11 protein-coding genes are annotated in these 13,610 nt (G+C 66.1%); 8 read left to right on the top strand and 3 right to left on the bottom strand.

Going from position 1 to position 13,610, the window contains the following annotated elements; genetic code table 11:
• Both AB4Y86_RS02495 and AB4Y86_RS02500 read left to right on the top strand, forming a co-directional pair.
• The coding region (locus AB4Y86_RS02495) for a VOC family protein (RefSeq protein ID WP_441399852.1) at positions 1-707 on the top strand (707 nt) is incomplete at its 5' end.
• Positions 700-1,296, top strand: coding sequence for a carboxymuconolactone decarboxylase family protein (locus AB4Y86_RS02500; protein ID WP_441399853.1), 597 nt, complete (start codon positions 700-702; stop codon positions 1,294-1,296). The genes AB4Y86_RS02495 and AB4Y86_RS02500, both read left to right, overlap by 8 nt.
• Positions 1,297-1,305: 9 nt before the next feature.
• On the opposite strand, the gene AB4Y86_RS02505 is transcribed toward AB4Y86_RS02500, so the two are convergent.
• On the bottom strand, positions 1,306-2,019 hold the full coding sequence (locus AB4Y86_RS02505) for a GntR family transcriptional regulator (RefSeq protein ID WP_441399854.1): 714 nt from the start codon (positions 2,017-2,019) through the stop codon (positions 1,306-1,308).
• A 129-nt stretch (positions 2,020-2,148) separates the two neighbouring features.
• Between AB4Y86_RS02505 and AB4Y86_RS02510 the strand changes: the two genes are divergently transcribed.
• Positions 2,149-4,140 carry a flavin-containing monooxygenase gene (locus tag AB4Y86_RS02510; protein ID WP_441399855.1) on the top strand — a complete coding sequence of 664 codons (1,992 nt, stop codon included), beginning with the start codon at positions 2,149-2,151 and terminating at the stop codon, positions 4,138-4,140.
• Complete coding sequence (locus AB4Y86_RS02515; protein ID WP_441399856.1) at positions 4,137-5,597, top strand: carboxylesterase family protein; 1,461 nt, start codon at positions 4,137-4,139, stop codon at positions 5,595-5,597. Before AB4Y86_RS02510 ends, AB4Y86_RS02515 begins: the two co-directional genes overlap by 4 nt.
• Before the next feature lie 97 nt (positions 5,598-5,694).
• Here the strand turns inward: AB4Y86_RS02515 and AB4Y86_RS02520 are convergent, their stop codons facing one another.
• On the bottom strand, positions 5,695-6,786 hold the full coding sequence (locus tag AB4Y86_RS02520; RefSeq protein ID WP_441399857.1) for a Zn-dependent alcohol dehydrogenase: 1,092 nt from the start codon (positions 6,784-6,786) through the stop codon (positions 5,695-5,697).
• A gap of 183 nt (positions 6,787-6,969) precedes the next feature.
• On the opposite strand from AB4Y86_RS02520, the gene AB4Y86_RS02525 reads away from it, so the two are divergent.
• The 4 genes from AB4Y86_RS02525 (at position 6,970) to AB4Y86_RS02540 (ending at position 12,332) form a co-directional block, all read left to right on the top strand.
• Positions 6,970-8,055 (top strand): zinc-binding dehydrogenase, encoded by a 1,086-nt coding sequence (locus AB4Y86_RS02525; RefSeq protein ID WP_441399858.1) that lies wholly within the window; start codon positions 6,970-6,972, stop codon positions 8,053-8,055.
• Positions 8,056-8,192: 137 nt separating this feature from the next.
• The gene (locus tag AB4Y86_RS02530) at positions 8,193-9,713 is read left to right on the top strand and encodes a 4-hydroxyphenylacetate 3-hydroxylase N-terminal domain-containing protein (protein WP_441399859.1); all 1,521 of its coding nucleotides are present in this window, start codon (positions 8,193-8,195) and stop codon (positions 9,711-9,713) included.
• A 10-nt stretch (positions 9,714-9,723) separates the two neighbouring features.
• A complete protein-coding gene (locus AB4Y86_RS02535) occupies positions 9,724-11,139 on the top strand; it encodes an MmgE/PrpD family protein (protein WP_441399860.1) in 1,416 nt (471 codons plus the stop codon).
• 41 nt (positions 11,140-11,180) lie between these two features.
• Entirely contained in the window at positions 11,181-12,332 is a 1,152-nt protein-coding gene (locus AB4Y86_RS02540; protein ID WP_441399861.1) for a flavin reductase, read from the top strand.
• A 341-nt stretch (positions 12,333-12,673) separates the two neighbouring features.
• On the opposite strand, the gene AB4Y86_RS02545 is transcribed toward AB4Y86_RS02540, so the two are convergent.
• On the bottom strand, positions 12,674-13,610 hold a 937-nt coding region (locus AB4Y86_RS02545; protein WP_441399862.1), incomplete at its 5' end, for an FAD-dependent monooxygenase.

Raw genomic sequence — 13,610 nt, forward strand, 5'->3', positions numbered from 1 at the left:
GGCTCGAGGACAATGGACACGCCGGAAGGTGGGTCCCCGCCGAACTTGGTAAAGGCCGCGCCTACGAGTTCGAGGACCCGGACGGCCACACCTTCCGCCTGTATTACGAGACGGAGCGCTACGCGGCGCCCGACGGGAAACGCGCGGTTATCCCCGTGAACGTGCAGGCCTACGCCGGGCGGGGAGCGAACGTCCACCGCCTTGACCACATCAATCTCCTCGCACAGGACGTACGCGGCTGCCGGGAATTTTGGGAGGCCGGGTTCGGGCTACGCACCTACGAGATCATCCAGGACTCCACCGGCCAGTCAGAGGTCGGTGCTTGGATGAGCAGCTCCATCCAAGGTCACGAGCTGATCTACACCCAGGAAAAGACAACCGGCAGCGGCCGGCTGCATCATCTTGCCTATGCCGTGGACACTCGCGAAGAGGTGCTCCGGGCGGCGGACATCATGGCCGACGCCGGCATCTACATCGAGGCGGGACCCTCCCGGCATACCGCGATCCAGGGCTTCTACCTCTACACCCGCGAACCTGGCGGGAACCGCATTGAAGTGGCAAATGGCGGCTACCTCGTCTTTGCCCCGGACGCGCAGCCGTATGTTTGGACTGCTGCAGAGTGGGCCGCCAAGCCGGGGTGGGGAGCGGTGATACCGCCGGAGTTCCATATCTACGGCACGCCCGTGGCGGAGGTGGCCCATGTCTAGGCCCGGCAACGCGCGGGTCCCGCTGCGACCGCCCGGTGAGCTCGACGACGGCCAGCTCGCCCTGTACAACCGCATCGTCGGGGGACCACGCCAGTCCCAGGCGGGCCAGATCCCAATCGTTGACCGCTCCGGTGCACTCCTCGGGCCCTTCGGGCTCATGACCATCGCCCCGGAGATAGGCGATGCGATCCAGGCCGTGGGAGCCGCGCTGCGGTTCGCCAGCAGCCTCGAGGACCTGGTGCGCGAAGCGGCCATCCTGTTGGTCGCCACCCGCCACAGTTGCGAATTCGAGTGGTACGCGCATGCCGGGGCGRCCCGCGCGGCCGGACTCGACGACGGGCAGCTCGCGGCACTGGGCGAACTGCGGATCCCGCAGGGATTGCAGCCGGCGCAGCGGGCTGCCCTGGGGGTCATGCTGGCCCTACTGGAGGACCAGTCGCTAGGCGACGCGCAGTACCACGACGCCGTCGACATTCTTGGAGAGCGACAGCTCGCCGAGCTCGTCTGGCTGTGCGGGTACTACAGCCAACTGGCCCTGGCGCTCGCCGTTTTTCGTCCTCCGATGCCGGCTGCGGCTCCGGGCGCCTAAGCTTTGCGCCTAGGCTTTGGCCTTCTCGAGTCCGGGCTCGGCTGCTTCCTTCTCGACTCCGGATTCCAGGATGGCTTTCAGCGTGATCTCGTAGTGGTTCCGGATGAGCCGGGAGGCGAGACCCGCATTCCGGTCCAACGCGGCGGCCATAATGTCGCGGTGCTCCTGTGCGATGTCGCGGTCCACGAATCGGGTGGCGCGGCCGGCCCAGCGGCCGTACAGCTGTGCCAGGTCGGACAGGGTGGAGGCGAGGTCGATCAGCACCGGCACGCCACAGGCTTCGAGCAGTTTGGCGTGGAACGCCTGGTGCGCGCGGTCCCACGCTTCCGTCAGCTCGCCGTTTGCGCTCTCCTCGCGGTAGGGAGTGCGCTCCAGCGTATGGTGGGCCGCGATGAGCTCCGATTCCCAAGCGAGGTCCCCGCGCTTGACGGCCAACCCGATCCCGAACTCTTCCGAGACGCAGCGCAGTTCCGTGATGTCCTTGATCTCGTCCAAGGAGAGCGTAGGAACGAAGAACCCGCGGTTGGGTTTGAGTATCACCAGGCGGTCTCCAACCAGCCGCGTCAGCGCCTCACGGATTACGGTGCTGCTGGTCTTGTAGTGCTTGGTGAGTGCCACCAGCTGCAGCTTGTCACCGGCGCCCCAGCGGCCAGCCAGGATGTCATCCCGCAGCGAGTCACGGATCTGCGTGCTGAGGGTCTCAGACTCGATACTTTTCGACATGTGCATTATTGTACCTCACAGCAAATTATGTTTTCTTTATTGACTTATGCAATTTCACTCCTAGAATTGGATGAGCATACGGAGAGACCTGAATCACAACAGACCCCGTCATTACCAAGGAGAACCGCCGTGACCAACTCCACCACCGAAGCCCTCCAGACCCGCGAGGAGCACGTCATCGACGACCTCTACTGGCGGGACAGGTATGAGCCCATCGCGGAAGACGACGAGTTTTTGCAGAAGATTGTGGACACCTCAGACCTCCCGGCGCTGATGGTGGCGCTGGCTGCGGTAACGAAAGACTTCTCCCTGCTGCGCGAAGATCTGCGTCCACCGCAGCCGCCGGCGGAAATCGTCGGCCAGCCGCATGGCGGCATGAGCCAGGAGCAGCAGGCGACGGCGCGGGGACTGGCTTTCGAGGCGCTGAAGCGGGTTCGCGATGAGCACCTGACCAGCGTCGGCCCCCTGACCGAGGCGCAGGCTGACGACATCCTGACCTGGATCACCAATGCGGCCAACCCCGACTACCACCCCATGCTGATGCACGACATGGCCCTGGTCGAGGGCAAGAGCGGCAAGCCCGCGTGGGACTTCAATGACATTGCCGTGGGCCGGGAATTCAGCGTGGCCGTCATCGGTTCCGGGGTCTCCGGGATGGCCGCCGCGTACCGGCTCAAGCAGGCCGGGGTTCCCTACACGGTATTCGAGAAGGGTCATACTGTCGGCGGCACCTGGTGGAAGAACACCTATCCGGGCGTCCGGCTGGACACGCCGAACTACGCCTACAGCTTCTCCTTCGCCCAGCGCGACGACTGGCCCCAGCAGTTCTCGCAGGGATCTGAGATTTTCGAATACACCCGGCAGGTGGCCGAACGCGGCGGCATCCTCGGTGAGATCGAGTTCAACACCGAAGTCACATCTGCCAGCTATGACGAGGCCGCGGGCCTCTGGAACGTCGACATCATCGACGCCACCGGCCAGCCGGCCACCCGCCGGTTCAACGCCGTGCTCTCCGCCGTCGGTCAGCTGGACCGTCCCAAGTATCCCGATGTTCCGGGACGCATGGACTTTGCCGGCATCCAGATGCACTCCGCCGAGTGGGACAACAGCGTCGACGTGACCGGCAAGCGGGTGGCCGTCATCGGCACCGGTGCCAGTGCTTACCAGATCGTCCCCGCAATCGTTGACCAGGTCTCCTCCTTGACCGTCTTCCAGCGCAGCTCACCCTGGATGTTGCCCACCCAGGGCTACTACGCGGACATGCCGGACTCCGTCCAGTGGCTGGTCCGCAAGCTCCCGCACTACGGACAGTGGCTACGGTTCTGGCAGCACTGGCTCGGCGTCGAGGGCCGCCAACACACCACCGTGGCGGAACCTGGCTGGGACGAGCCCGGCAGCGTGTCCGCCGTCAACGCGCAGTGGCGCCAGGGCCTGACCGACATCCTGGCCAAGCAGTACCAGGACCGCCCGGACCTGCTCGCCAAGGTCACCCCGGATTACATCGTGGGCGGCAAGCGCATGCTCCGCGACAACGGAGTCTGGGCTGATTCGCTGAAGAAGCCCCAATCCACGCTGGTCACCGAGGGCATTGAGCGCATGACCCCCGAGGGTATTGTCACGAAGGATGGTGTGCTCCACCAGGTGGACATCATCGTCTACGCCACCGGTTTCCAGGCCTCGGAGTTCCTCGAACCCCTGAAGATTACCGGCCTCCACGGCACGGACCTGCACGAATACTGGGGCGGCGACGCCAAGGCCTTCGCCGGACTGACGGTCCCGAACTTCCCGAACCTCTTCATCATCACCGGTCCCAATACCGGCCACGTGGTCAACGGGAGCCTGTACTCGATGATCGAATACGGCGTGGAGTACATCATGGAGGCGATCCGGCTCATCATCGAAAACGACCTCAAGGGTCTGGACCTGAAACAGGAGGTCCTCGACGAGTTCGTTGCCGGCCTCGACGCGGCCAACGCCACCAAGGCCTGGGGCCACCCCAGCGTGCACACCTGGTACAAGAACAAGTTCGGCCGGGTGTCCCAGATCTGGCCCCACCCGGTGTTGGACTTCTGGAAGATCACCCGCACCGTGAACCTCGACGACTACGACCAGCTGGCATGAGCGCCGCCGCTACCGCGCCGATGGCGCGCATCCGTGCCGGGGAGGCGCTGTACAAGGCGGAAACGCACGACGGCGTGATCAGCGTCCGCGGCGTCCGTTACGGCGAGCGGCTGGATCCCTCAGACCGCTTCTCCATGTTGGGCGACCCGTCACCGGAACGCCCCCAGGCCGCCGCGACCGTGTTCCCGCAAGCGCCCGGATCCCTGGACTGGCTGCTCGGCCCCGCCCTGGCGCGGATGCCGCAGAGCGAGGACTCCTTCCTGCTGGACATCTGGGCACCCGTTGGCGCAAAAGATCTCCCGGTGCTGGTCTTCCTGCCCGGGGGAGCCTTTATCAGCGGCGCCGGAAACGTGCGCTGGTATGACGGCGCCCGGCTCGCCCGGGAGGGCGGGGCCGTCGTCGTCACCGTCAACTACCGGTTGGGTGCGCTCGGTCTGATCGACGGCGTCGGCGGGGCCGCCAACCTTGGCGCCCGGGACATCCTGCAGGCCCTGACCTGGATCCACCGGAACATTGCCGCGTTCGGCGGCAATCCGGGGGCGGTCACCCTGGCCGGGCACTCTGCTGGAGCCTGGTACGCCTACGTCCTGAGCCTGGCCGAGCAGGCGCGAGGCCTGTTCTGCCGAACCGCCCTGTTCAGCCTGCCGTGGCAGCCGCCGCTAAATGCCGCGGAGTTTACCGAGCGCTTCGACCTGTTTGCCGCCGCCCTCGGCGGTGCTCCTCAAGCCACGGCCCCGGTCGGGGCGCTCCTGGCTGCCCAGGCCGAGGTATCCAAGGCTTACGCCGGACGGGGCCTGGGTCTCATGCCGGCCGCTGATGGGGAACTGGTGCCGGCATGGGCCATGAACTTCGAACGGGCGGCGGCTGCAATGCATGTGGACGCGCTGCTGCTAAGCAGCACCGATGATGAAGCCGCCGCGTTCCTGCAGGCGCTGCCCGTTCGGGCTGTAGGCCCGGAACAGCTGGCCGGTTACCTCGGCGCGCACTTCGAAGCTCCCGCCGAGGCAGCGTCCTTCATCAATGCCCGGCATCCCGCGGCGACGGATCACGCCAAGCTGGTGGAAGCCATGAGCCTGCATCAGTTCCGGCTGGCTGCCACCGAGCTCGCGGACCGGGCGGCCGCGGCGGGAATCCCCGCGACGCTGCTGAGATTCTCCGTCCAAAGCAGGCTGGAAGGCGCCGGAAGCCCGCATTGCTTCGAGCTGCCCTTCCTGTTCGGGAACGGCCAGGACTGGCAAGACGCGCCGATGCTCGAGGGGTTCCCCGGCGAGGTGTTTGATGACGTGGCGGACCGGCTCCGGCCGCTGCTGCTCGGCTTCGTTGCCGACGGCGTGGCGCGGACGCCGGAAGGCCGGCCCGCCCCGCGCTTCGATCCGAAGAATCCGGCACTGAATACGGTGAGCGAAACCGGAAACGGCACCGCCGTCGTCGAGCCTGAACTGCATCCGCGACGCTAGGTCCGCCCGCAGGCGGGAGACACTATTCAACCGAAAACCGCCCGTGGAGCCGTCCGAAAGGGCGGCTCCACGGGCGCTAAGCGGATGAAGGCGGATCTCAGAAGCTGGTGATCACCGAACGGGCCACCGACCCGCCGCGCAGCAGCTCGTAGCCTTCATTGATCTGTTCCAGCGAGATGCGATTGGAAACCAATTCATCCAGCTTGAAACGGCCCTGCAGGTAGAGCTCCGCGTACATCGGGATGTCGATCTTCAGGTTGGTGGAGCCCATGGCCACGCCGCGGATGCCCTTCTGCTTGCCCATCAGGTCGCCGAACGGCGTCACTTCCAGGCGCGTTTCCGGTTTCTGGACACCGATGAGGAACGCCGTTCCGCCAATGTCCAGCATGGCAACGGCGTCCATCGCCGTCTGCTTCAGGCCGATTACCTCGAAGGCGCAGGTGACGCCGCCGCCGGTGAGGTCCTTGACCGCCTGCACGGAATCCCCGGCGCCGGCATTGATGATGTCCGTGGCGCCGAACACCTTGGCGAGTTCAAGCTTGGCCGGCTGGAGATCGATGGCGATGATCCTCCGCGCACCGGCCAGGGCGGCGCCCTGGATGACGTTGAGGCCCACCCCGCCGCAACCGATGACGGCAACAGTGTCGCCGGGGCGGATGCGGGCCGAGTTGATGGCTGCCCCGGCACCCGTCACCACACCGCAGCCCAGGAGCGCTGCACGGTCGAAGGGGATGTCCCTGCTGACGGAGACAACAGTGTTCTCGTGGACGATCACCTGCTCGGCAAACCCGCCGACGCCGATGAACTGCGTCAGTACCTCGCCGTTGCGGCTCAGCCGCGGCGCCTGGCCCGGGGCCCTTTGTGTTTCCTGCGGATGGCGGCACTGGTAGGGCCGGCCCGTCAGGCATCCCCGGCAGTGGCCGCAGCTGTGGATGGGCGATGACACCACGTGATCGCCCACGCGGAACTCCGTAACGTCCGGGCCTACTTCGGCAACCACTCCGGCGATCTCGTGGCCGAGCAGGGCGGGCATGGGGAAGCCCACGTTGGTCTCGGCCACATGCATATCACTGTGGCACAAGCCGCTGGCACGGACATCGATGAGGACTTCGCGGCCGATCGGATTTGCAATGTCAATGTCCTGGACCTGGAACGGCTGGCCCACTCCGTCGATTACCGCTGCCTTCATTTTTGTTTGGTCCCTTCGATGAACGAGCCGGAATCAGCCGGCATGGACGTGACTCAGGCCACAAAATAAATATACTATGAACTGAAGTGCAAAATCAGTTAATAATCGATTACATCGGCAAGTTTGCCTAGGGCGCCAAGTGGGGTGCCGGCAGGGGCGCCGACAGAGACAAGGGAGTCCACGATGAAAGCCGCAGTCATCAACGAAATCAACGGCCGCTTTGACATCGAAGACGTCAGTATCGGGGCTCCGGTGGGCCATGAGGTCCTGGTCGAGGTCAAAGCCGCAGGCCTGTGCCATTCGGACCTGCTCGTCGCCTCGATCGATCGCGGACGTCCGCTTCCCATGGTCGTGGGGCACGAAATGGCCGGCGTCGTCGCCGCCGTCGGCCCCGATGTCCGGGACCTCGCCGTGGGGGACCATGTTGTTGGCTCCGAAGTGAAGTTCTGCGGCCATTGCGAGGAATGCCTCGCTGGCCACAGCTACCGCTGCCTCAACCCCGGTGAGGTGTCCCGGCCGGTCTCCGCTGGCTCGAAACTCCGCGGCGGTGGCCAGGAGGTGCATGCATTCGGGGTTGCGGCCTTCGCCGAATACACCATCTGCCATGCCAACACCCTGGTGCGGATCCCTAAAGAGATTCCCTTCCCGCAGGCCGCCGTGCTCAGCTGTGCGGCGATCACCGGTGTCGGGGCCGCACTCAACACCGCGAAGGTCCAGCCGGGTGACACGGTGGCTGTCATCGGCCTGGGCGGCATCGGCCTCAATATCCTCTCGGGTGCCCGGATCGCCGGTGCCACGACCATCATCGGCGTTGATGTGCATCCGGCCAAGCTGGAACTGGCAGCCCGCTTCGGAGCGACCCACGTGGTGGACTCCGGCACTGAGGACGCCGTGGCCAGGGTGCGCGGGATCAGCGGGCGGGGCGTGCATCACGCCTTCGAGGCCATCGGACTTGGGGTGACCCAGGCCCAGGCCGTCGAGATGACGCGCGTGGGCGGTGGGGCCTACTTCATTGGCATCCCCAACGGCGGTCCACTTGAGGTCGACGTCCTCCGCTCGCTCATTGCCTCCCAGCGGCGCATCCAAGGCGTCTACATGGGCTCGAGCAACATCCGCAGGGACATTCCGATGTATGCCGAGCTCTACCTACAGGGCCGCTTGAACCTCGATGACCTGATCGCCCAGGAAATTCCGCTCGAGGGGATCAATGATGCCTACCGCCTGCAGGAGTCCGGGGCGATCGCCCGCAGCGTCATCACGTCGTTCTGACGGATGCCGGCGGGCGGGGCATTGCCAAGCCTCGGCTTTTTATATAAAATCTATCCAAGAATACATTTTTAGCTCACAAATGTTGTGGAGCTTTCCACGGGTGCCAGAAGTGGTGCCAGCCCAAGAAGGAGTTCACAGTGACTGCACGCACCGGAGCAGAGTACAAGCGGGGCCTCGATGACGGCCGCGAAGTCTGGCTGGGCTCGGAACGCATCTCCGTTCTCGACCACCCCGCCTTCAAGGGCTCGCTGGACGGCATGGCCGGCTACTTCGACTATCAGCACAAGTACGCGCAGGACTGCCTGATGAGCGATCCGGAGAGCGGCGAGGCCATGAATGTGAGCCTGTCGCTGCCGAAGAACGCCGAGGATATCGCCCGCCGGCACCGCGCCTTCGACCGGCTGGCCCGCTACTCCAACGGGATGCTGGGCCGCACCCCGGACTACGTCAACGTCGTCTTGGCCGGCCACGTCTCCCGGAAGGACATCTTTGACCGGTCCGAACCCGTCTACCACGAGCGTCTGGCGGCCTATCACCGGGAAGTGATCGAGAACGACCTCGCTCTGACCCACACGATCGTGCACGCCGCGATCGATAAGAGCGTCGGCGAGCTGCAGGGCATGAACGAGGAACTCACCCTGCGCGTCATCGACCGGACCGAGGAAGGCCTGATTGTCCGCGGCGCCAAGATGCTCGCCACGCTCGGCCCGATCGCCGACGAACTCTACGTCTACCCGGCAGTCCCCATCCAGAAGGGCTTCGAGGAGTACGCAATCTCCTTCGCGATCCCGGTGGCGACCACCGGCGTCGTCGCCGTCTGCCGTGACCACTACGGCGTGGACGCGGCCGTGGAGGACAGGCCCTTCTCTTCGCGCTTTGACGAGCAGGATGCCGTCATCATCTTCGACGACGTGCTGGTTCCGTGGCACCGCGTGTTCATCGACGGCAACCTGGACGTCTACAACTCCATCAACGCCGGCACGGCCTCCGGGAACACCCAGCAGCAGACCGCCATCCGCGCCGCCGTGAAGCTCGAATTCGCGTACGACCTGTGCACCCAGATCGCCAAGGTGACCGCCACCGAGAACAAGCCCGATGTCGGCTCCATGCTGGGCGAAATCTACACCTACCTGCGGCTGGCCCGCTCCGTGATCCACTCCGCCGAGGTGCGGGCCTCGGACTGGGGCGGCGGAGCCTTCTTCTGCCATGACGACATCAGCTCGCTGCGCGCCATCCTGCCGACCTGGATGATCCGGATCAACGACATCATCAAGTCCATGGGCTCGCACAACCTGCTCGCCACCCCGACGGCAGGCGCGTTCAACGATCCGCGCCTGGGCCCGCTGCTGGAGAAGTACCTGCCCGGTGCGAACGGCATCTCCGCCCAGGAGCGTTCCCGCATCATGCGGACCGCATGGGACTTCGCCGGCTCGGCCCTCGGCAGCCGGATCGAGCTGTACGAGCGCTTCTACCTCGGCAGCATCGGCCGCGCCCGGGCCCTGGACCACCGCAAGGCCCAGGCCGCAGGGGAGACCGGCGCCTACCGCGCGCTCTTCGATGAAATCGACGCCGCCGCGCTGAAATCTGGGGCGCCGGGACAGGCTGGTGTGTCCTCGGCGCCGAGCCAGGACAAGCAGACCGTCGGGGCCAGAGGCTAGGAGCCCGGCCATGACCGCGCAGACCACAGACGGCACGAGAGTGGAGGCCCTCACCGAAACGGTGAGCCGGCACATCACCGGAACCGGGTATGAAGCATTTGACGCCACTACCGTGGCCCGGGCCAAAATCCGCATCATCGATTCGCTGGGCAACATCGCCGCCGGGCACCGCGCCCAGGGCAACGATGCGCTGCTGGCCCTCGCCTCCCGCTGGGGAGGTGCCGCCGAGTCCACGGTGTTGATCGACGGGGCCAGGGTTCCGGCGCACACTGCGGCCATGGTCAACGCGGCCATGATGCGGTCCTACGACTTCGAGGCCATCGGCGCCGAGTACGAGGACCACACGCAGACGGCAGCGCATATCAGCGGGACCACGGTCTCCGTGGCCCTGGCGGTGGCGGAGCAGCAGCAGTCCTCGGGCAAAGAGCTGCTGACCGCACTGATCCTTGGCGATGACCTGACTTCCCGCCTCGGCGCCTCATCCGGCTTCGACGTGTACAGCGGCCAGGACAACACCGGGACCATCAACGGACTCGGCGGCACGGCCGTCGCCGCGAAACTGATGGGCCTGGACGAAGTCCAGTTGCGGCACGCCCTCGGCATCGTGGAGAACCAGCTGTCCGGCACCGTGGCCAACATCTACGACCAGACGTTGGCCTTCAAACTCCCGATGGCCTTCGCCGCCCGGAACGCCATCGTGTCAGCTGAACTGGCGCAGCTCGGATTCACCGGACCGGCGGATGCCATCGGCGGAGGCCACGGATTCTTCGACATGTTCTGTGCCTCGCCAGAGCCGGAAAAGCTCACCCGGCGGCTGGGCGAGGCCTTCTACGCCGACTGTGTCATCAAGCCGTGGTCCTCCTGCCGGGCCAGCCATCCATCGTTGGATGCCTGCGTCCGGCTCGCGACGGAGCACGTGCTCGATGAGGACGAGATCCAGGAGATCGTCATCCATGTCACCCCTCGCACCCTGGCAGGCTTTGTCGGCCAGCCATTTGTGATCGGGGAATGCCCCGAGGTATCCGGCGCCTTCAGTATCCGTTTCACCGCGGCGACGGCGCTCATGTATAGGACCGTCCGGCCCGAGCACCTCACGCTCGGGCACATGCAGGATCCGCGCCTTCAGCGCCTGCTGGCGAAGATCACGCTGGTCGATTCGCTGGCCCCCGCGGAATACCTCACCGCCGAGGTCCAGCTGAAGCTTCGGAACGGATCAGTCCTGCAGACCCGCACGGATGTCCCCAAAGGCGATATCTACACCAACCCGATGAGCGAGGCGGAGATCCTCGAGAAGTACTACGCCAACGTCGCATTCGGCGGCCGCATGACGCGGCCTAACGCCGAAGAAGCCGTCGGGCTTATCCAGCGGCTCGACGAGCTGGAGAACCTGGCGCCGCTGATCCGGCTCTTCACCCCGGCTGTCTAACCAGGCACCCCACACCACGCAACAACTCCCAGGAGGACGAAGTGAATTCAAACCAGGTCATTCCCGCAGCCGAGGTCACCGTCGATCCCGCTGCCTTCCGCCACGTCGTCGGGCACTTCGCCAGCGGCGTCACGGTCATCACCACCGTCGTCGACGGCGAACTGTTCGGCACGACGGCGTCGGCGGTGTCCTCGCTGTCGATGGAGCCGCCGATGATGCTCGCCTGCCTCAACCGTTCCAGTTCCACCCACGATGCCGTGCTCAAAGCCGGCGTTTTCGGGATCAACATCCTGGCCGAGGAGCAGAGCGAGCTCGCCATGAAGTTCGGCCGCAAGGGAGCGGACAAGTTCGACGGCGTCGCGGTGACCTTCTCGGAGGAAGGTGTCCCGCTGCTGGACGGCGCCCTTGCCACGATCGTCTGCAGGGTTGAAGAGACACCCACCGGCGGCACCCACACCGTCTTCCTGGGCCTGGCCACCGCGGCGAGCGCCGGCAGCGGCGAGCCGCTCGCCTACTTCCGCGGCACCTTCGGGCGGCTGGAACGGGTGAAGGAGCTTGCGGCCTATAACTCCGTGCGCGACTGGGTGCTGCGGCGCCGGACCCCGCTGCGGCATGAGCTGGACCCGGCCGTGATCGCGGCAGAAACCAAATCCGATCCGCAGAACGTCCACAACGCCCTGGTCCAGCTGACGGCGGAATCGCTGGTGACCCGCGGGGACAAGGGGGAATTCCTGCCCACGCCCATCACGCACGAACTTATCGACAGCGTCTACGACGGCCGCGCCACAATCGAGCTTGGCGTGCTCGCAAGCCATTTCGGCAAGTTCACGGACGAGGACATCGCGGAGCTAAGCCGCTTGACCGCGGAGCTCGGAAAGCTGCGCGAAAGCGGTAAGGACGGCCTGGACGAATTCCTGAAGCTGAACGTGAAGTACCACGACCGCCTGGTCAACGTTGCCGGCTCCGCGCAGCTCACAGATGCCTTCAGGCGCCTGGGCATCGGTACCGTATGGCGGGAGGCTCTCGGCGGGGACGAGTGGGCCCGCCAGATGGACCACAGCCACATCGCCGAACTGACCGCGGCGCTGAGGGACCGTGACGAAGCACGCGCCGTCAAGGCCTTGGGTCTGCACACCGCCTTCGGCAAGAAGCTGGCCAGCGACGTCATCGAACGCCACGGCGGCGAGGTCTAAGCCAGGCGCGTCGGAAGCTCGGCCGGAAGATATAGGCCCCCAAACCACAGCGGGCCGTACCGAAAGGTGCGGCCCGCTGTGGTTTGGGCTCTGGGGGCTGGGCCCGACCCGGGGCTTGGGGTCGTCCGTGGGATTGGGTTGCACGGGGTTTGGGTTGCGCTGGTGTCGCCTGGCGCCGGGGGACATGCCCAGTCTTCGAACCCGCGACCGGGCATAACCGGAATATGTGCGCGCGCCGGCCCCTGCGTGGGGCATGTCCTGAGCCTGGACGTGTCCACCAGCGACGAAGAAGCGGGCCGCACCCGAAGGTGCGGCCCGCTGTCGTTCCCAGCTGAGGCGGCTTAGCGGGTGCGTTCCGCCGCAGACGCCTCGACCACGAGGTCCGGCACGTAGGCATCCAGCGCGCGGAGGGCCGCAGGTTCCCCGGTCGCCGTCGTGGCGGCGGCGACGTAACGGTCCGGCCGGACCACGAGGCTCACTCCGGTGCCGGCGAGCTCCGTGAAGGCGCCGGTGGTGTCGGTGACCGTCACGGGACCGCCGCCGTCGTGCCCGTCAGTGGCGAGGGACTGTACCTCGAAGTTCCCGTTGCGGGTGCCGGCCGGGAAGCGCAGCAGCGCCCAGCCGGAGCCGAGCAGCGTGTCCAGGGCGGCCGTATCGCCGGTGGAGAGCCGGACGTCAGGCTGCGAGAGGGAGCGGCCGAGGAGCGCGGCGGCCGGCTTCGGGAGATCGGCTGCCGGAGCAGTGACGCACCCGTCCGTGAAGTGGGGCTGCTTGAGGAACTTCATGCCCGCCAGCCAGCTCTTGGCCGCTGGGACGATGCCCGACGCCGTGATGGCGGCGTCCCGGATCGCCGTCAGCCTCGGATTGACGTTCATGACCACCATCCCGATCCGGTGGGACAGGCGGACCATGTCCACGGCGTGCGGGCGGCGCTCGGCCTGATAGGTCCCCACGAGGGCGTCGGTGCCGGTGCCCCTGACGTGGGCGGCGACCTTCCAGGCCAGGTTGGCRACGTCGCGGATGCCGGCGTTCAGGGCCTGGCCGGCAAACGGCGGCATCATATGGGCGGCATCGCCGGCGAGCAGCACATGGCCCACACGGTAATTCAGGGCCACGCGCTGGTGCGCGACGTAGACCGCGGCGCGGCGGATGTCCTGCTTCGCAATGGTCCGGAAGGGGGCGACCATGGCGACGATGGATTCCGGTCTGGTCACGTCTTTGGCGTCCTCGCCGGCCAGCAGCATGAATTCATAGCGCCGGCGGCCCTTGACGCCGGGG

It is taken from the genome of Arthrobacter sp. 2YAF22_2 (assembly GCF_052114645.1).
In the GTDB taxonomy this organism is placed as follows: Bacteria; Actinomycetota; Actinomycetes; order Actinomycetales; family Micrococcaceae; genus Arthrobacter.

Bases quoted from the DNA above. Each gene is read 5' to 3' on its own strand.
- AB4Y86_RS02505 (WP_441399854.1), bottom strand. From the start codon at position 2,019: ATGTCGAAAAGTATCGAGTCTGAGACCCTCAGCACGCAGATCCGTGAC.
- AB4Y86_RS02515 (WP_441399856.1), top strand. From the start codon at position 4,137: ATGAGCGCCGCCGCTACCGCGCCGATGGCGCGCATCCGTGCCGGGGAG.
- AB4Y86_RS02520 (WP_441399857.1), bottom strand. From the start codon at position 6,786: ATGAAGGCAGCGGTAATCGACGGAGTGGGCCAGCCGTTCCAGGTCCAG.
- AB4Y86_RS02525 (WP_441399858.1), top strand. From the start codon at position 6,970: ATGAAAGCCGCAGTCATCAACGAAATCAACGGCCGCTTTGACATCGAA.
- AB4Y86_RS02535 (WP_441399860.1), top strand. From the start codon at position 9,724: ATGACCGCGCAGACCACAGACGGCACGAGAGTGGAGGCCCTCACCGAA.